Source organism: Catellatospora paridis, assembly GCF_009720365.1.
Taxonomy (GTDB): Bacteria; Actinomycetota; Actinomycetes; order Mycobacteriales; family Micromonosporaceae; genus Catellatospora; species Catellatospora paridis.
The window spans coordinates 105974-125113 of record NZ_WBZD01000037.1 but is presented as its reverse complement, the minus strand read 5'-3'; the positions used below and the strand labels follow the sequence as shown (position 1 = coordinate 125113).

Below are 19140 nucleotides of genomic sequence, written 5' to 3'. Positions count from 1 at the left end.
AGAGGTTACCTCCGGGGGGCGCTCCGCGGGGTGCGGGTCGGGGGCGCTGGGCCGCCAAAACCGGGCGGCCCCTCACGCCCCCCCGACCCCCACCCCGCTCCACGCAAACTACAGAACGCTCCACAAATTACGGAAAAGCGACAGCGGTAACCACACCACCCAAGTAACAACCTGACGGCTCCCGTGGAGACCACGGCGACTTGCTTGCGCCCTACGAGTAACGCCCCACATGACGGTCCTTGAGGACACGTGTGGCGACTGTGGGGCTAGGTAGTAGCCAAGTGTGGGGCGTAACTGACTTGGCAGACCCCAAAAAACCCCGCACGAACCCACCCACCGCAACCACTCCTACCGGAGCGGAGCAGGGGGTGCCGCCGGAGTGAGCGTAAAGGGCCGCCCGTTCTTGGCGGCCCCCAGCGAACCCGGCGGCACCCCCTGCGCAGCGAAACCACGCACGAATCAGCGCTGATAAACCTCAGGCTTCAAAATCCCGACATACGGCACCTCGCGATACCGCTCCGAGTAATCCAGCCCGTACCCCACGACAAACTCCGTAGGAATGTCGAAACCCACGTACTTCACCGGCACCGGCACCTTGATCGCCTCAGGCTTCCGGAACAGAGCCACCACGTCGACAGACTTCGCCGACCGCGACTCCAGGTACTTGAGCAGCCAGGAGAGCGTCAGACCCGAGTCCACGATGTCCTCGACGACGATCACGTGCTTGCCCGCGATGTCCCGGTCGAGATCCTTGAGGATGCGTACGACGCCGGAGGACGTGGTGCCCTGGCCGTACGAGGAGACGGCCATGAACTCGAGTTCGACGGGCGGGCCGCCGACCTTGCCGAGTTCGCGGGAGAAGTCGGCCATGAACATGACCGCGCCCTTCAGGACGCAGACGAGAAGCAGGCCGTCGACCGACGCGTAGTCGGCGGCGACCTGCTTGGCGAGCTCGGCGGTCTTACCGCGGAGTTCCTCTTCAGTGATGATCACACGGTCTATGTCCGCGTCGTACCAGCCCATGTGGTCAAGACTGCCGGATGAAGGGGCTCTGCCGCACGTCGGGGTCGGAATTGGTGACGATCATCCCGAGCTGGCCCGCGACACCGGTGACCAGCAGGAACACGAGTAGGAAGACGAACTGCTCCATGACGGCCTCACCGTTTCGAAGTGGTTTGGGCCGGTGCGCACCGGAGTGAATTAAGTGTCTCCTGTCCGGTTCGCGGGTGACAGTGGCAGGAATGACAGGGTCCCTCGATTTCCTGCCATTCATCGAGTAGCGTGAGTCACATGTCGCTGTATCGGGTGGCCGTGCTCGGCCTGGAGGACGTCGCCCCGTTCGAGCTCGGGGTGCTGTGCGAGGTTTTCGGGACCGATCGGAGCGCGGACGGGTTCCCGTCGTACGAGTTCGCGGTGTGCAGTCCGGACGGTGGGCCGATCCGCACCCGGTCGGGGTTCAGCATCGTGCCGCACGCCGATCTGGCGCCGCTGGCGAGCGCCGATCTGGTTGCCGTGCCGGCGCATCCGCTCACCTCGGCGGTGCCCCCGGCGGCGGTGGACGCGCTGGTCGCGGCGGCCGAGCGGGGCGCGTGGATCCTGTCGGTGTGCTCGGGGGCGTTCCTGCTGGGGCAGGCGGGGCTGCTCGACGGGCGGCGCTGCACGACGCACTGGAAACACGCGGCGCTGCTGGCGCAGCGGCATCCGACGGCCCTGGTGTCGCCGGACGAGCTGTACGTGCAGGACGGGCGGGTGATCACGAGCGCGGGCACCGCGGCCGGGATCGACGCGTGCCTGCACCTGGTGCGCCAGGAGCAGGGCGCGGCGGTGGCGACGAAGCTGGCCCGGCGGATGGTGGTGCCGCCGCACCGGGCGGGCGGGCAGTCGCAGTTCATCGAGGCGCCGATCGCGGCCGAGGTCGACTGCGACACCCTGCAGCCGCTGCTGGAGTGGCTGCTCACCCACCTGGACGAGCAGCTGACCGTGGAGGATCTGGCGGCGCGCACGCACATGGCCCCGCGTACGTTCGCGCGCCGGTTCCGGGCGGAGACGGGCGCGACGCCGCACGACTGGCTCACGCATCAGCGCCTGCTGCTGGCCCGGCGGCTGCTGGAGGAGACGCAGCTGAGCGTCGAGTCGGTGGCGACCCGGGCCGGCTTCGGCGACTCGGCCACCCTGCGCCACCACTTCCACCGCCGCGTGGGCACCACCCCCGCCACCTACCGCCAGACCTTCCGCAGCCGCTGACACGAAGAAGGGCACCTTCACAACGCCATGCGTTGCAGAAGGTGCCCTTCTCAACCTCGCGACCCAGGGAGCAGGCTTTTTACGGGGCGACTACCGGGATGCGGGTGCGCACGACGGTGGTGCCGGGGACCTCCGGGCTGGTCATGCTCGTGGTCACCCGCGCGTCGGAGGGCATGACGCCGCGCAGCTTCACGGTGTACGACGCCACCCCGCCCGGGTGCCCGCCGGTGCTCTGCACCCGCAGGTCCGGGCCGGGCTGCTCGCTGCGAAGGAGGCCCTTGCCGAGGGCGTTCTCCGCGCCGACCGCGAACACCTTCGTGCCGCCGGGCAGGTCCTTCGCGTCGTACGCGAACCGGATGTCCTCGTCCTCGCCGATGGCCAGCCAGACCTGGAAACGCTGGGTGTCCTCGGTGCCGAAACGGTTCACCCGCCACTCGACGACGATCCACTCCACGCCGCCGCCCTCGACGGCGGCCACCCGCACTCCGTCGGCCGTCGAGCCGTCGAGGTCTGCCCAGTACGGGGCCAGCACGTTGTTGGGCCGGGCCGGGTCGGGGGCCTGCTCGCCCTCGGTGCCCGGCGGGGCGATCCGCACGTCCTGGGCGGTGCCGCCGCCGACCACGAGGTAGCCGTTGGAGACCACGCCGATGCGCTGGTAGGTCTGACCGGCGAAGCCGAACCCGGGCACGTCGTAAAGGATCATCTCCTCGTCGCCGATCGCGTCGGGTGCGACGTCCAGCGGCTTCCACACCCGGTCGTCCAGCTCCGCGACGTCCGGCGTACCCGGTTCGATGCCGCGCAGCGTGGTGTCATGGCTGACCTCGCGCGGGCCGTCGAGCTTGGCCCCGCCGTCGACCCCGGCGACGGCGAGCGCCGGGTCCAGGCGGGTGGTGAGGTCGACCGGCGCGTCGTCGTAGCCGGTGTTGGCGGCCGTCACCGTGCACTGCGCGGTGCCGGCCAGCGTCACCTTCTTCGCGGTGCAGGTGCTGGCCAGCGTCACCTGCCCCTGGGACGGCCGGAAGGCGACCGGCAGGTGCAGCGCCGGGCTGCCGTCGGCCGCGGTCAGCCGGATCTCGCCGGACAGGTAGCCGTCCACGACCGCGCGGGAGTAGATCGTCACGGGCAGCGGCGCGGTGCCCCGGGCCGGCACGGTGACCGTCGCCGGGACGCTGATCGAGCTGTCCTTCGGCGCGGTGCTCGCCACGGCGTACGTCATGGTCCGGTCGGTCATGTTGCGCAGGGTGCGGACCGTGGAGAGCCGGCCCGGCATGATCGGCGCGTTGATCGACGGCAGGTTGAGGTCGACGGCGCGCACCTCGTCGTCGGCCAGCGTCATCATGCGGGAGGACGAGTCCGACACGGTCAGCGTGACCTGGTCGGCGCGGTCCACCGCGATCCGCCCGGCGCCCATCTCGTGCGGCCCGGCCGGGGTCTTGCCGTCCTCGGTGGTGACCTCGGTGACGGCGCTGGTCATCAGGGCCGACTTGAGCTCGCCCGGGGTCCAGTCCGGATGCCGGGACGCCAGCAGCGCCGCCGCTCCGGCCACGTGCGGCGACGACATGGAGGTGCCCGCGATGGCCTGGAACAGCTCGCCGGCCGGGCCACCCGCGGTGGCGCCCGGGGTCGGCGTGTGTCCGGCCAGGATCTGCACGCCCGGCGCGGTCACGTCGGGCTTGAGCGCGAGGCCGCCCGGGCCGCGGGAGGAGAACGCGGCCATCACGTCGCCGGTGCCCGCGCTGGCCTGCCCGGCGGTGATCGTCGCGGTGATGCCGGTGTTCGCGTCGAGGAACTCCAGCACCGCCGGATCGGCCAGGTGCACCGTGGGCAGCCAGTGGTTGTCGGTCTCCACGTCCTGCAGCTTCGGGTTGTAGAGGACCATGCCGACGGCGCCGCCCTCGCGTACGTTCCAGCCCTTCTCGACGCGGGGGTTGCCGCCGCGCTCGCAGACGACGATCTGCCCGGTGAACTGGCCCTTCTTCGCGGGCTTGGCGCAGGTCGCGCCGCCCTTGTAGCCGGTGACGTCGCCGGCCCGCACCAGCGGGGCCGGTCCGGCGCCCGCGGTCAGCGAGGCCCCGCTCAGCTGCGCGGTCGCGGTGCCGGACTGCAGCGTCAGGCCCGCGCTGAACTCACGGCGCTGGGTGGAGGCGGCCACCGTGGTCACCCACGGGGAGAGGTGGTTGACCGTGCCGGCGTCCGGACCCGAGTTGCCCGCCGAGGCGGCCACGAAGACCCCTGCGGCGTACGCATCCAGGAAGGCCATCTCGACCGGGTCGCTGAACGGGTCGGTGCCGCCGGAGATGGAGAAGTTGACGACGTCGACGCCGTCGCGCACCGCCTGCGCCACCGCGGCCGCCGAGTCCGACGACATGCAGCCGTTCGCCCCGCACACCTTGTAGACGCTGAGCCAGGAGCCGGGCGCGACCCCGTGCACGGGTCCGCGCTCGACGCCGAACACCTTCGCCGAGGCCAGCACGTCGCCCGCGGTCGTCGAGGCGGTGTGCGTGCCGTGCCCGTCGCTGTCGCGCGCCGACTTGTAGGTCTCGTCCGGGAACGCCTCCAGGTAGCCCTTCAGGAACGCGGCTCCGCCGATCAGCTTGTTGTTGCAGCGGAACACGTCCCTGGCGGGCGTCAGCGGGTTGTCGCCGAAGTCGCAGCGGCGTGCCGAGCCGTCCGTCTTGGCCGGGGGCGCGGCCAGCACGCCCTGGTCGGTGAAGGACGGGTGCTCCGGCCACGCGCCGGTGTCCAGCACGCCGACCACGACCCCCTTGCCCGCCTGGCTGGTCGGCGCGCCGTTCGCGCCCGCGCCGCTCTGCAGCACGTCCGCGCCGATGAAGGAGCTGGACGAGTCGGTCAGCGGCTCGCGCAGCTCGTCACGCTGCACGGCCACCACGCCCTCGACGGCGAGCAGCTTCTTGACCTCGTTGGCGGGCAGCGTCAGCGCCACCCCGCCGTACACGGTGCGCAGCCGCTGGCCGACCGTCGCCGACGGCAGTTTCGCCGCGAGCGCCGAGGTGAACTGCTGCTCACGCTCTGCCAGGTACTGCTCGTAGGCCTGCTCCGCGTCGCCGCCGCGCAGCCGGGTGCCGGTGGCCGCCGGGCTCGTCGCGGCCAGGCCGGGCACCCCGCCGGCGTAGCTGGCGACCGCGTCGTGGTCAAGCTTGACCAGCACCGGGATGCGCTCGCCGTCGGTGCGGTCGAGCAGGCTGCGGTCGGTCTTCGCGAGCCGGCTGGTGGGCGCGCGCCCGGCCGTGATCCGCGAGGCCGGTTGGAGTTTCTGCGGGCCGTCCGGCGCGGCCGCACCGCCGCCCGCCGGTATCACTGCCGCGCCCGCCACCAGGGCGAACCCGCAGCTAATCCGGACAAAAGTCGCCATCTTCACAGTGGCGTCAACGACTACGCGTAGGGCCTGGACTTGGCGCAGCCCCGCCGGACCTGCTCTCAGTAGGCGGCGGCCTGGCCGTCGGCGCGGGGTTCGGAGCCGGCGACGTAGCCGCCGGGGATGCGCCAGATCGCCTGGCCCATGCCGAACGTGGACCGGTCGGTGGCGACGGTGACGTCGTGGCCTCGCGACCGCAGCTGCTCGACCAGCACCGGGTCGAACTCCGGCTCGACCTCGACCTGCCGCTCGGAGTGCCAGTACCAGCGCGGCCGGGTCAGCGCCTCCTGCGGGCCCAGCCCGTCGTCCACGGTCGCCAGCACCAGCTGCAGGTGGCCCTGCGGCTGCATGTGCCCGCCCATCACGCCGAACGGCCCCAGCGGCGCGCCGTCGCGGAACAGGAACCCGGGAATGATCGTGTGGAACGGGCGCTTGCCGGGCGCGGCCACGTTCGGGTGGGCCGGGTCGAGGCTGAACCCGGCCCCGCGGTTCTGCAGCCCGAAGCCGTACTCCGGCAGCACCACGAACGAGCCGAAGCCCTGGTACGTCGACTGGATCAGGCTGACCATCATGCCGTCGGCGTCGGCCGCGGCCAGGTAGACGGTGCCGCCCTTCATCGGGTCGCCGGGCGGCGGGTCACCGGCCCGGTCCCCGATGAGCGCCCGCCGCGTGGCCAGGTAGGCGGGGTCGAGCAGGTCCGGCATCGGGTACGCGGCCGGGTCGGCGACGTACGCGTGCGCGTCGGCGAAGCCGAGCTTCATCGCCTCGATCTGCTCGTGCAGCCCGTGCCCCGGCAACCCGTCGAGCAGCGCGAGCGCCTGCAGGGCCGCCACCCCCTGGCCGTTGGGCGGGATCTCGTACACGGTGTGCCCGCGGTAGTCCGTGCTGACCGGCTCGACCCAGGTGCTGGTGTGCTCGGCGAGGTCGGCGGCGGTGAGCAGGCCGCCGGTGTCCGCCGCGTACGCGGACAGCGCCTGCGCGATCTCGCCGCGGTAGAAGGAGTCGGCGTGGCTGCCGCCGATCAACCGCAGCGCCCGGCCCGCGCCCGGGTTGCGGAACAGCTCGCCGGCCCGCGGCGCGCGCCCGTCCGGCGCGTACACGTCGGCCCAGGCCCGGCACTCGGGGTGGTCCAGCGCGCGGTGTGCCTCCACCGACTCGGCCCAGCGCCGGGCGACCGTCGGCGACACCGTCCAGCCCTGCTCGGCGTAGTGCACCGCGTCGGCGAACAGCCGCTCGAACGGCAGCCGCCCGAACCGCGCGTGCAGGTCCTGCCAGCCCGCCGGGGCGCCCGGCACGGTCACCGGCAGCCAGCCGCGGGCCGGTGGGGCGAGCTGGGCCCGTGCCTGCGCCCCGCCGAGGGCGCCGTTGGGCGGCTTGGCGGCCTCGGTCAGCGCGGCCAGGCTCAGCGCCGCCGGCGCGCGCCCGGAGGCGTTCAGCCCGTGCAGCTCTTTCCCGTCCCAGACCAGGGCGAACAGGTCGCCGCCGAGGTCGTTGGAGCCGGGCTGCACCTGGGTCAGGGTCACCGCTGCGGCCACCGCGGCGTCGACCGCCGAACCGCCCTCACGCAGCATGGCCAGACCCGCCTGGGCGGCCAGTGGCTGGCTGGTGGCCACCACTCCCTGGGGCGCGTACACCGCTTGTCGCATCCCTAGATCCAAACACGTGGCGCGGGGCGATGCGGCTACGGGAGAGTAGGTTCTTAGTCATGGCTCTCGTGGACTGGGATCTCGCCTCGACCACCGCCGCGCGGTTCGGCCCGATCGGACCATCGGTGACCTTGGAAGAGGCCACCGCGGTCGTCGCCGATCTACGCCGGCTGGCCGACGAGGCGATCGGCCACGTCGCGCAGTACACGAAGATGACGCCACAGGTGCCGGACGCGCCGGTGCGCGTGGTCGATCGGCGCACCTGGGCCGACGTCAACGTGCAGGGGCTCCGTACGGTGATCACGCCGCTGACCGACAAGCTCGAGGAGAAGGTCGGCTTCCTCGGCAACCTGGTCGGCGCGAAGGTGACCGGCGTGGAGGCCGGGGCGGTGCTCGGTTACCTGTCCGGCAAGGTCCTCGGCCAGTACGACATCTTCGCCGCGCCGCCCGCCGAGCCCGGCCGTCCGGTGCAGGCGGGGCAGCTGCTGCTGGTCGCGCCGAACATCGTCGCCATGGAGCGCCGGATCAAGGCCGACCCCCGCGACTTCCGGCTCTGGGTGTGCCTGCACGAGGTCACCCACCGGACCCAGTTCACCGCCGTGCCGTGGCTGCGCGCGCACTTCCTCAGCGAGGTGCGGGCCTTCATCGAGGCCACCGAGCCGCCGACGGCCAACCTGCTCAGCCAGGCCTACCAGCAGTTCGGCGCGGCGATCAAGGCGGCCCGCGCGCCCGAGGGCACCCGCGGCGCGTCGCTGCTGGAGGCCGTGCAGACGCCCGAGCAGCGGGCCGTGCTCGACCGGCTCACCGCGGTGCTGACCCTGCTGGAGGGGCACGCCGAGGTGGTCATGGACGGCGTCGGCCCGCAGGTCATCCCGAGCGTCGCGACGATCCGCGCGGCGTTCGACCGCAAGCGCAACCCGGGCAACCCGGTCGAGCAGTATCTGCGCCGCCTGCTGGGCATCGACATCAAGATGCGGCAGTACGCCGAGGGCCGGGTCTTCGTGCAGTCGGTGCTGGACCGGGTCGGCATGGACGGCCTGAACCGGATCTGGGAGTCCCCGCAGACCCTGCCGACCCTGGACGAGATCGCCGACCCCGACGCGTGGGTGGCCCGCGTGGTCACCGCCGACACCCGGGGATGAGGCTCGACCCCTCGGTCGCCGCGATCCGCACCGCGATCCGCCACACCCTGACCACCCTGCCGCCGGTCCCTGCCGCAATTCTTGAAGAGTCACGGCCTCAGGACGGTCCGGATGGCGCAAGTCTCAAAGAGTTGCGCCAGGGGGATGGGCGGCCGTCGGGCGAGGTCGCCGGGGATGGGCGGCCGCTGGTGGTGGTGGCTTGTTCGGGTGGGGCGGACTCGCTGGCGCTGGCGGCGGGCGCGGTGTTCGTGGCGCCGCGGCTGGGGTGGCGCGTCGGGTTGGTGACGGTCGACCATCAGTTGCAGGACGGGTCGGCGGCGCGGGCTGAGCAGGTCGCGCAATGGGCTCGGGAGCAGGGATTCGACCTGGTGGAGGTCGCGACGGTCGAGGTCGGCGGGCCGGGCGGGCCGGAGGCGGCAGCGCGGGAGGCGCGGTACGCGGCGCTGGCCGAGGCGGCCCGGCGGCTCGGCGCGACGACGGTCCTGCTCGGACACACCCGGGACGACCAGGCCGAGACGGTGCTGCTGGCGCTGGCGCGCGGGGCCGGGCCGCGCGGTCTCGCGGGGATGCCCGTACATCGCCTGCACGCGGGTGCCCGGTTCAGCCGGCCGCTGCTGGGCGTGCCGCGTGCGGCCTGCCGGGCCGCGTGCGCGGCGCGGGAACTGGCGCCCTGGGAGGACCCGCACAACACCGATCCGTCGTACGCCCGGTCGCGGGTGCGGGCCGACGCGCTGCCCGCCCTGGTCGCCGCGCTCGGCGAGGGCGTCGTGGCCAACCTGGCCCGGTCCGCGGCCCTGCTGGGCGCGGACGCCGACCTGCTCGACGAGCTGGCCGCCGACGCGCTGAGCCGCTGCCGCACCCCCGCCGGGCTGTCCGCCGACGCGCTGGGCGGACTGCCTGCCGCGCTGCGTACCCGCGTGCTGCACGCCTGGGCCGCGGAGCTGGGCGCGCCCCGCGCGGCGCTGACCCACCGGCACGTCGCGGCCCTGGACGCGCTGGTCACGGCCTGGCACGGGCAGGGCGCGACGCTGCTGCCCGGCGGGATCGCGGTGCGCCGCCGGTCGGGTGAGCTGACCGGCGGCTGAGGCTCAGCGGCAGCCGCACACCGCGATCGCCGCGGCGATCTTGTCGAGCGCGTTCTGGGCGGGATCCCGGTCTACCGGGACATCGTCGGCCAGCACCGCGAAGGCCAGCAGTCGCCCGTCGGCGGTCTGCACGACACCGGCCAGCGCGTTGACGCCGTTGAGGGTGCCGCTCTTGGCCCGCACCACACCGAATCCCGCCTTCGACTTGGCGAAGCGCGCGCCCATCGTGCCCGACCAGCCGGCCACCGGCAGGCCGTTGAAGAAGTCGGACAGGTGCGAGTCGGTGCCGCCCGCGGACTTGACCAGCAGGTCGGTCAGCACCTTCGGCGAGATCTTGTTCTTGGGCGACATGCCGGACCCGTCCAGCAGGTCGCTCTGCGTCGCGTCGAGCCCGAGCTCGGTCACCACCTGCTCCATCGCGGTGACAGCCCCAGCGAACGAGGCGGGCTGGCCCTTGGCCAGCGCCACCTGGCGCGCCAGCGCCTCGGCCAGCGTGTTGTCGCTCTCGGTCAGCATCTGCTCGACCTGGCGCAGCAGCGGCGCCGAACGCACCGAGCCCAATTCCGTGCCGGGCGCCGGAGGTCCGGCCGCGGCCGCGCTGCCCTGTGGAGACGGGGCTGCCGAGCCGGTGGACGCCGTCGCGGGCGCCTGGCCCTTGGCGCTGACGGTCAGCCCGAGCAGCTTGGCGAAGGCGTCGCCGGCGGCGCGCTCGGGATCGCTGTACCACGTGAACGGCATCACCTGCTGCTTGAGGTTGGAACGCGTACCGTTGATCATCAACGCGGTGATCCGGGAGACGGTGCCCTCGCTCAGGGTGTCCGCCGGCCAGTCGGGCGACGTGACAGGCCCGGTGAACAGGCTTCCGTCGGTGCTCACCTTGGTGATCGGGGTGGTCCCCATCGCCTTCTTGACCTGCGCCGCCAGGTCGTCGAGCTGGGCCGCGCCCTCGTAGAACTTCTTCGCGGTCACGCCGAGCGTGGCGTCGCCCGCGCCGATCAGGACGACCTCGCCCGGGTTCGGCCCGGCCACCACGCGGGTGGTGATCCGGTAGTCGGGACCCCGGGTGGTGAGCACGGCCGCCGCCGTCACCAGCTTGGTGTTCGACGCCGGAGTGATCATCGCGGTGGGGGTGCGCTCGTAGAGGACCTCGCCCGTACCGACGTCGACCACCGAGGCGCTGACTTTGCTGCCCAGCGGCGAACCGGCGATCAGCGGGTCGAGCACCTGCTTGAGCAGCGCGGCGTCCGGCACCGGGGCACCGGTCAGCGCGGCCAGCACCGGCGCGGCCGCGGGCTCCGCGGGTGGAGCCGCGCTGGGCGACTGCCAGTCGGGCGCGGCCAGCAGGCTCGACATCAGGTCCGGCTTGAACACGGCGACCCCGCCGAGGCCCGCGCCGAGCGCGACCACCAGCGCCAGCACGGTGACGAGCACGCCCTTGCGGCGCTTGCGGGGCTTGCCGGCCTTGGCACCGGCGGGCGAGGGCTCGGCCGGGCGGCCGTACTCAGCGGGGCGGGGCTGCGCACTCTGGCCAGCGGGCGGCGCGCCGAACCCGGACGCGGCCCCGGGTCCTTGCTGGACCTGGGCCGAGCCGTACTGGCCCTGGGGCGCCTGGGGCGCGCCGTAGCCGGGCGACGCCTGGCCCTGCGGGACCTGGGCGGAGCCGTACTGGCCCTGCGGGGCCTGGGCCGAGCCGTAGCCGGGTGAGGCGTGACCCTGCGGGGTGCCGTAGACCTGTGGATTGCCGCCGTGGGGCTGGCGATCCTGGGGAGAGCTGTGCACATCCTGTGGATAAACACCCGGTCGCGGGGCCGTGTCCTGTGGATAAGCCGGTGGATACCCACTGCGCCCCTGGTCCGGGGCCTGTGGATAACCGCTGTGGAGCTGCCAGACCCACTCCTGGCCGTTCCACACCCACTCGCCCGGCGGGCCGGACGGCGAACCCGCGGCATCTCCGGGTTCGGCCCCGTAGTGTGAACCTTGCCTCCCCAACGCGGCCCTCCTCCAATGCCCGAAACCAGCCAGGCGAGACTAGCTAAAATTCGCCAACGTCGGCGAACTAACAGGCCAATGGGAGTGTGAAATGGATTTCGACGTCACGGTTGAGATCCCTAAGGGGCAGCGCAACAAGTACGAGGTCGACCACAAGACCGGGCGGATCCGGCTGGATCGCACCCTTTTCACCTCCACCCAGTACCCCGCGGACTACGGGTTCATCGAGAACACCCTGGGCGAGGACGGCGACCCGCTCGACGCGCTGGTGCTGGTCCAGGAGCCGACGTTCCCCGGTTGCCTGATCAAGTGCCGTGCCATCGGCATGTTCCGCATGCGTGACGAGAAGGGCGGCGACGACAAGGTCCTCTGCGTGCCGGCCGACGACCCGCGCCTGGAGCACCTGCGTGACATCCATCACGTCGCCGAGTTCGACCGGCTGGAGATCCAGCACTTCTTCGAGGTCTACAAGGACCTCGAACCCGGCAAGAGCGTCGAGGGCGCGACCTGGGTCGGCCGCACCGAGGCCGAGGCGGAGATCGTGCGCTCCTACGCGCGCGCCAAGGAGGACGGCGGCCACTGAGGCCGGACATGTCGAAGGGGCGCGGCCGGAGGGTTTCTCCGCGCCGCGCCCCTTCGTCGTGCTGCCGGGTGGCTCAGAACGCGGGCAGCTCGGCGAGCTGCACCAGGCGCGAGCCGCGGCGGGTGATGAGGCGGCCCCGGCCGGGCGGCATCCGGTCGTACTTCATCCGGCTGCCGAACGGCGCGGTCACGATGTTCTCGGCGGAAAGCATCAGGTACGGCGCGTTGGCGGCGGCGAGCCGCGACAGCGCCGTGTCGTAGCTCGACCGGTTGCCGCCCCAGTTGGCGCCGGCGGCCGCGATCAGGTGCAGGCCGACGTCGCGCGCCTGGAAGAGGAAGTCCGCCAGCGGCTCGATCGGGTGGCTGCCGCCGGAGACGACCACGTCGTAGTCGTCGACGATGAGGAAGAACTCGCCGCGCCCGGCCAGCCAGGGCCGCAGCGGCATGTCCTGCGGGCGGGTGCCGTCGGGCGGCCGCCGCTCCTCCATCCGGACCCGGATCGCCTCGACGTAGTCGCGGATCTGGGACAGGTTGCTGATGTAGGCGAGCTGGTGTTCGGTGGTCACCGCCCCGAGCAGGCTGCGCCGCGGGTCGATGATGATCATCTTGGCCTGGTCGGGGGTGTACCGCTGGGTGATCGTCCGGGCGATCTGGCGCAGCAGCGTCGACTTGCCGCTCTCGCTCTCCCCGAACGCGGTCAGGTGCACGTCGGCGTAGAAGTCGACGGTCGCCGGGGTGAGGTCGTCGGCGAGGCCGATCGGCAGCGTCCACTCGCCGCCGGTCTCCAGGGGCATTCGCTCGTACGCGTACACGTTGGGCAGCATGCGCACCCGCGGCGCGGGCATGCCGTCCCAGTGCTTGGCGATGTGCTGGATCAGGTCGTCGCGGTGGCCGACGGCGTCCACGTCCGGCCGCAGCGCGAGCGAGAACAGCCCGTCGGGGGTGAGGCCGAAACCGGGGCGCGACGGCACCTGCGGCGCGATCTTGCGGACCCGGCAGATGGTGTCGCTCGGGTCGCCCAGGCGCAGTTCGAGCTTGCTGCCGAACTGGTCCTGGATGTTGGCCCGGAAGTCGCGCCAGCGCAGCGAGGTCGCCACGACGTGCACGCCGTAGGCCAGACCGCGGGTCGCGAAGTCAGTGATGACCGGGTCCAGGTCCTCGTAGCTCTCCTTCAGCGTGCTCCAGCCGTCCACGACCAGGAACACGTCGCCGTACGGGTCGTCGGTGAACCGCCCCGCCGCGCGCAGCCGCCGGTACGCCGCCATGGACTCGATGCCCTGCTCGGCGAAGCGGGTCTCACGCATGTTGAGCAGCTGCGCGACCTCGCTGACGGTGCGCCGGACCATCAGCGCGTCCTGCCGTCCGGCCACGCCGCCGACGTGCGGCAGTTCGCGCAGCGCGCCGAGCGAGCCGCCGCCGAAGTCGAGGCAGTAGATCTGCGCCTCCTGCGGCGTGTGCGTCAGCGCCAGGCCGGTGATCAGCGTGCGCAGCAGGGTGGACTTGCCGCTCTGACCACCGCCGACGATCGCGACGTGGCCCGCCGCGCCGTCGGCCAGCCGCAGCCACTGCAGGTCGCGCAGCTGCTGCGCGGGCTTGTCGACGACGGCGACCGGCACCCGCAGCGCGCCGCGCAGATCCGGGTTGGCCACCGTCAGGCCCCGCCCCTCGACCAGGCCGAGCTGCCCGAAGGCGAGGTCGAGCGGCTCGGAGACGTCCAGCGGCGGCAGCCACACCTGGTGCGCGGGCGGGCCCTGGCCCACCATGCGCTCGATCATGACGTCCATCAGGCTCTCGCCCGGCTTGACGTCCCAGTTGACCTCGGGCTCGGCGTTGGCCGGGCGCTGCGGCACCGGCACGAAGTGGTTGCCGAAGTCGTAGACCAGGTCACGGCCGTCGACCCGGCGGGCGGCGGCGGTCTCGCCGGCCTTCTTGAACGAGCCGGACACGTACGCGCCCTTGAACCGCTGCAGCGGCTCCGAGCCGAACTTCAGGTAGCCGTGGCCGGGTGCCTTGGGCAGGTCGTACGCGTCGCCGACGCCGAGCACCGCGCGCGACTCCATCGCGGAGAAGGTGCGCAGGCCGATCCGGTACGACAGGTGGGTGTCCAGCCCGCGCAGGCGGCCCTCCTCCAGGCGCTGGCTGGCCAGCAGCAGGTGGATGCCGATGGACCGGCCGACCCGGCCGATCTGGACGAAGATGTCGATGAAGTCGGGGTTGGCGGTCAGCAGCTCGGAGAACTCGTCGCAGACGATGAACAGCGAGGCCAGCGGGGCCAGCGCCGCGCCGCCGGTACGCGCCTTCTCGTAGTCCTTGAGGTTGGCGAAGTTGCCCGCGGCCCGCAGCAGCTCCTGGCGGCGCAGCACCTCGCCGGTGATCGCGTCGCCCATGCGGTTGACCAGGTGGCTCTCGCCCTCCAGGTTGGTGATGACCGCGGAGGTGTGCGGCAGCCGGTCCAGCGAGGCGAACGTCGCGCCGCCCTTGAAGTCGACCAGCACGAAGTTGAGCTGCTCGGAGGAGTGCGTGGCGGCCAGGCCGAGCACCAGCGTGCGCAGCAGCTCCGACTTGCCGGAGCCGGTCGCGCCGACGAGCAGGCCGTGCGGGCCCATGCCGTCCTGCGCCGACTCCTTGATGTCCAGCTCGACCGGTGAGCCGTCCGGCCCGACGCCCAGCGGCACCCGCAGCATGTTGCGGTTCGCGCGCGGGGACCAGCCGTACGCCACGTCGAAGCGCTCCGGGTCGGGGATGCCGAGCAGGTCGGCCAGTCCCTTCTCGGACGTCATCGCGTTGCTGCTGGTGATGGTCGTGGCGGACAGCCGCAACGGGGCGAGCCGGCGGGCCAGCGCCTCGGCCTCCACCACGCTGAGCCGGTCGGCGACGCCGACCTCGGCGACCGAGGCGGAGGTGACGGTGTGCAGCGCCCGCTCCCGGCCGCGCACCTCCAGGGTCAGCATGCCGCGCTCCAGCAGCCGCGGCGGTGGGGAGTCCAGGTCCAGGATCGTCATGCCGGACAGGCCCTCGGGCACGGCCAGCGGCCCAGCCCCGGCCATGTCCGCGCCGTCGAGCACGATTACCACGTGCGGCGCGCCCTCGCCGGCGCCGAAGCGCGGCCGGCCCGCGAGCACCTCGGCGAGCAGGCCCTCCATCTCCTGGGCGGAGGTGGCGAACAGCCGGGCCGGGCCCAGCGCGTCGACCTTGCTCGGGTGCTGGTGGTGGGGCAGCCACTTGGCCCAGTCCCACGCCTCGCGGCGGTAGGACGAGCCGCAGATCGCGATGATCAGGTCGTCGGGCGCGTGGAACACCGCCAGCTGCGCGAGCATCGCGCGGGCCAGGCCGTGCACGTCGCCGCCGTCGCGGTGGTCGGCGGCGAAACCGGTGGTGTACATGCCGTCGTGGCGCGGGGCGGCGCTGTCGCCGCGCAGGAACACCCGGCCGAAGCCGCGCAGGGACAGCGCCACGGGCAGGTCGGGGACGACGGAGTAGGCGTCGAGGAAGCGCCGCAGCGCCCCCGCCGTCATCGGCTCCAGCTCCTCGAGCGGGCGGGTCTCCGGCGGCAGCAGCGGGGTGGCCAGCGACTGCGGGCCGAGGCCCACGCGCACGATGCCGAAGTCGGGGTCGTGCGGGCGGCGCTCCCAGAGCCGGAAACTGTCCACCGTGGACCACAGCCGCTGCGGGTCGGGGTGGCGGTAGAACAGGCCCGTACGTTGCTGCTGGACGGCTTGGCGAGCCCGGCGGCGCAGGCCCGCCAGGTGGCGCAGGTATTCCCGGCGCGCCGCCATCATCTCGGCCTTCTTCGGCTGGCCGGCGCCGTTCATCAGGCTCGCGGCGATCATGCCGAGGCTGGACACGCCCATCATGCCGCCGGCCACATAGGACATCTTGTCGCCGTTGCCGCGGCCGACCATCATCGCCATGCCCAGGCCGCTGCCCAGCATCGGCAGGATCATCATGGCCTGCTGCCACCGCCCGCCCGCGGCCTGCGGAATCTCCGGCGGCGCGTCGATGACGAGCTCCCCGGCCGGGATCTCCGGCGCGGGCCGCCGGGGCGCCCGCTTGACGATCACCGTTCCCATTGCGACGCCCTCCCCAAGACGGTCGGCCGCCCGTCATGCTAGGCCATCTCACGTTCGGCCGCCCGTGCGCGGGCTGCGCGGGATGACGCGCTGCGGCACGACGTGGTAGACGTACCGGGTGAGCTACCCCGCCGCCACGACCGCGTCCCCCACCGGCCTTGCCCGCATCACGCTGCACACGCCGCAGCGCCGCGTCGACGTGGCGCTGCCCGAGCAGGTGACCGTCGTGGATCTGCTGCCGGATCTGCTGCGCCACGCCGGGGTCGGCCTTGCCGACGACGGCGAGCAGCACGGCGGCTGGGTGCTGCGCCGGGCCGATGGCAGCCCGCTGACCGAGAGCATGTCGCTGCAGCAGCAGTCGGTGCGCGACGGTGAGATCCTGCACCTGGTCCCGGCCCAGGAACAGTGGCCGGAGCTGGAGTACGACGACGTCGTCGAGGCGATCGCCGAGGGCGCGCGCCGCCGCGGCACGGTGTGGACGCCTGCGGCCACCCGGATGGCCACCCTGGTCGGCGCGGGCGTGCTGCTGGTGGCGGGGGTGCTGGCACTGGTGCACGGCGGTCCGGAGTGGACGCCGGGCGGCTACCTCGGCCTGACCGTGGCGGTGCTGCTGCTGGTCGGCGGCGTGCTCGCGTCCCGGGCGTACGGGGACGGCGTCACCGGCAGCGCCCTGGCGGGCTTCGCCCTGCCGTACGCGTTCGCGGGTGGCGCACTGGTGCTCGGCGGTGCGGACGGCGCGGGCGCGCCGGGGCTGCCGTCCTGGCTCGGCGCGTCGCAGCTGCTGGTCGGCTGCGTGGCGGTGCTGCTGTTCGCGATGCTCGGCGCCGCGGGGGTGGGCCACGGCCTGCGGGTGTTCACCGCGGGCGGCACCGCCGGACTGCTCGGCGCGCTGACCGCGCTGCTGGCCGGGCTGGGCGCGGCCGGTGCGGCCGCCGTCCTGGTCAGCGCCCTGGTCTGCGGCATCGGCCTGGTGCCGGTGCTGGCCATCCGGTTCGGCAAGGTGCCGGTGCCCTCGGTCACCCCGCCGCGCCCGGCCGACGGCGAGAACGCGTTCGCGATGGTGCCGGCGAGCCGCGGGGCCGCCACGGACCTGCCCGACCGCTCCCGCGTGTTCGCCGCCGTGGCACGCTCGGAGGAGTTGCTCACGGGCATGCTGATCGGATACGCCGTGCTGATGGCGGCGGCCGGCCTGATCCTGGTCACCTCGGGCGGCACCGCCGGCCGGGTGCTGGTCGCGGTGTGCGCGACCGCGCTGCTGCTGCGCTCGCGCCTGTTCGTCACGGTGCGCCAGCGGGTGCCGCTGGTCGCCGCGGGCCTGTTCGGCCACCTGCTCCTGCTGGGCGCGGCGGTGTGGCTGTCCGAGGGCAGCACCCGGGCGTTCTTCGCGGTCGGCACCGTGGTGCTGGCCATGGTGATCGTGCTGGCCGGGCAGACCTGGTCCCGCAAGGCCCCCTCGCCGTACGTCGGCCGCGCCGCGGACCTGTTCGACCTGCTGGTGGTCGTCTCGGTGGTGCCGGTGGCGGCCTGGGTGCTGGGCATCTACGGACTGATCCAGGGCTGGGCGGCATAGTCGGCTCGTCGGCCCGTCTCAGTGAGACGGGCGGCGATTCTTCCTCCGCGCGGAAAGCCGTGTGAGAATGGCGGCACTGTGTCCAGACTCCGGACTCCCCGCCTGGTCAGCGCCGTGCCGCGAAAAGATGCGACGGCGCTGCTACGCGTCGTGGGGGCGCTGATACTGGCCGCGTTGGGCAGCCTGGCCGCGACCACGCCGCAGGACGCCGCCACGCCCGAGGTCGCAGAGCTGCGGGCAGGCGCCGCGGAGCAGCGCGCGTCCCGTGCCGGCACCGCCGACGACCAGTGGCAGCTGGCCACGCTGCACGCCACGCGGGCGTGGCAGCTGGCCGACGGCGCGGGCGTCACCGTCGCGGTGGTCGACTCCGGCGTCGGCGACCATGCCGATCTGAACGGCCAGGTGCTGAACGGCCTGGACCTGGTGGACAACTCCGGCGACGGCCGCGACGACCCGGTCGGCCACGGCACGACGGTCGCCGCGCTGATCGCCGGCCGCGCCGACGACGGCCGCGGGGTCGTCGGGCTCGCGCCGAAGGCGAAGATCCTGCCGGTACGGGTGCTCGACGAGGGCAACAAGTACGACGACGCGCGGGTGGTCGCCGAAGGGGTCCGCTGGGCGGTGGACCACGGCGCGCACGTGGTGAACCTGTCCCTGGGCGGCGGCATCGCCAGCGACGCGCTGGCCGAGGCCATCGACTACGCGTTCGCCAAGGACGTCGTCGTGGTCGCCTGCGTCGGCAACGTGAGCACCGGAGGCCCCACCGAGATCTGGTATCCGGCCCGCGAGCCGGGCGTGCTCGCGGTCACCGCGATCGCTCCTGGCACCCAACACCAGCTCTGGCAGGGCTCGCTCACCGGCGAGCAGGCCGTGCTGGCCGCGCCCGGCACCGACCTGGTCGGCGCCCGGCCCGGCGGCTACTGGAAGGTGCAGGGCACCAGCTTCGCCGCCCCGCTGGTGTCGGCGACCGCAGCCCTGGTCCGCTCCCGCTGGCCGGACATGCCCGCCGCCGAGGTGGTGCAGCGCCTGATCACGACCGCGCAGGATCTCGGGCCGGCGGGACGCGACGACGAGTACGGCTACGGCCTGGTCGATCCGGTCGCCGCGCTGACCGCCGAGGTGACACCGGTCCGGACGAACACGCTGGACACCGCGCCGCCGCCGGGCAAGGCGGGCTTCGGCACGGCACCGGCCCAGACGAGGAGCCCCTCGCCGGCCACATCGCCGTCCGCCACGGCCGAGGCCACCGCCGAGGCGCTGCCGCGCCGCGAGCGCGGTGGGCTGAACCTGGCCCTGGTCGGGGTCGTCGCGCTGGCGGGCGGCGCGATCACCGCGCTGCGCCGCGCGGACCTCAAATCGAGCAGGCTGCCCGACGGCCGGTGACACCGAGCCGGGCTGCCCGAAGCCGCTGAGTCCTCAGCAGGCGCCCGACGGCC

12 protein-coding genes are annotated in these 19140 nt (G+C 73.0%); 6 read left to right on the top strand and 6 right to left on the bottom strand.

Going from position 1 to position 19140, the window contains the following annotated elements; genetic code table 11:
• Positions 1 to 459: 459 nt before the first annotated feature.
• Together hpt and F9C41_RS41940 are read right to left on the bottom strand one after the other, a co-directional pair.
• Entirely contained in the window at positions 460 to 1023 is a 564-nt protein-coding gene (gene hpt / locus F9C41_RS35920) for a hypoxanthine phosphoribosyltransferase (protein WP_120317428.1), read from the bottom strand.
• Positions 1024 to 1027: 4 nt separating this feature from the next.
• On the bottom strand, positions 1028 to 1150 hold the full coding sequence (locus F9C41_RS41940) for a hypothetical protein (protein WP_269059021.1): 123 nt from the start codon (positions 1148 to 1150) through the stop codon (positions 1028 to 1030).
• A gap of 140 nt (positions 1151 to 1290) precedes the next feature.
• Here F9C41_RS41940 and F9C41_RS35915 point away from each other — a divergent pair, with 140 nt between their 5' ends.
• On the top strand, positions 1291 to 2244 hold the full coding sequence (locus tag F9C41_RS35915) for a GlxA family transcriptional regulator (RefSeq protein ID WP_155391299.1): 954 nt from the start codon (positions 1291 to 1293) through the stop codon (positions 2242 to 2244).
• A 79-nt stretch (positions 2245 to 2323) separates the two neighbouring features.
• On the opposite strand, the gene F9C41_RS41935 is transcribed toward F9C41_RS35915, so the two are convergent.
• Together F9C41_RS41935 and F9C41_RS35905 are read right to left on the bottom strand one after the other, a co-directional pair.
• Positions 2324 to 5617: a S8 family serine peptidase gene (locus F9C41_RS41935; protein ID WP_155391298.1), complete on the bottom strand. Its 3294-nt coding sequence runs from the start codon at positions 5615 to 5617 to the stop codon at positions 2324 to 2326.
• A gap of 65 nt (positions 5618 to 5682) precedes the next feature.
• Positions 5683 to 7266, bottom strand: a complete 1584-nt coding sequence (locus tag F9C41_RS35905; RefSeq protein WP_155391297.1) for a gamma-glutamyltransferase family protein — start codon at positions 7264 to 7266, stop codon at positions 5683 to 5685.
• Between the two features lie 59 nt (positions 7267 to 7325).
• Here F9C41_RS35905 and F9C41_RS35900 point away from each other — a divergent pair, with 59 nt between their 5' ends.
• Both F9C41_RS35900 and tilS read left to right on the top strand, forming a co-directional pair.
• A complete protein-coding gene (locus tag F9C41_RS35900; protein ID WP_155391296.1) occupies positions 7326 to 8408 on the top strand; it encodes a zinc-dependent metalloprotease in 1083 nt (360 codons plus the stop codon).
• Positions 8405 to 9493: a tRNA lysidine(34) synthetase TilS gene (gene tilS / locus F9C41_RS35895; protein ID WP_155391295.1), complete on the top strand. Its 1089-nt coding sequence runs from the start codon at positions 8405 to 8407 to the stop codon at positions 9491 to 9493. The genes F9C41_RS35900 and tilS overlap by 4 nt, the downstream gene beginning before the upstream one ends.
• A 3-nt stretch (positions 9494 to 9496) precedes the next feature.
• Here tilS and dacB read toward each other — a convergent pair whose 3' ends face one another.
• Positions 9497 to 11272 (bottom strand): D-alanyl-D-alanine carboxypeptidase/D-alanyl-D-alanine endopeptidase, encoded by a 1776-nt coding sequence (gene dacB, locus F9C41_RS35890; RefSeq protein ID WP_230690260.1) that lies wholly within the window; start codon positions 11270 to 11272, stop codon positions 9497 to 9499.
• Positions 11273 to 11573: 301 nt separating this feature from the next.
• Here dacB and F9C41_RS35885 point away from each other — a divergent pair, with 301 nt between their 5' ends.
• On the top strand, positions 11574 to 12065 hold the full coding sequence (locus F9C41_RS35885; protein WP_155391294.1) for an inorganic diphosphatase: 492 nt from the start codon (positions 11574 to 11576) through the stop codon (positions 12063 to 12065).
• A gap of 73 nt (positions 12066 to 12138) precedes the next feature.
• Here the strand turns inward: F9C41_RS35885 and eccCa are convergent, their stop codons facing one another.
• The gene (gene eccCa / locus F9C41_RS35880) at positions 12139 to 16134 is read right to left on the bottom strand and encodes a type VII secretion protein EccCa (protein ID WP_155391293.1); all 3996 of its coding nucleotides are present in this window, start codon (positions 16132 to 16134) and stop codon (positions 12139 to 12141) included.
• Positions 16135 to 16252: 118 nt separating this feature from the next.
• Between eccCa and eccD the strand changes: the two genes are divergently transcribed.
• On the top strand, positions 16253 to 17704 hold the full coding sequence (gene eccD, locus F9C41_RS35875; RefSeq protein ID WP_155391292.1) for a type VII secretion integral membrane protein EccD: 1452 nt from the start codon (positions 16253 to 16255) through the stop codon (positions 17702 to 17704).
• Between the two features lie 78 nt (positions 17705 to 17782).
• On the top strand, positions 17783 to 19087 hold the full coding sequence (gene mycP / locus F9C41_RS35870) for a type VII secretion-associated serine protease mycosin (protein WP_230690259.1): 1305 nt from the start codon (positions 17783 to 17785) through the stop codon (positions 19085 to 19087).
• The last annotated feature ends 53 nt before the right edge of the window (positions 19088 to 19140 follow it).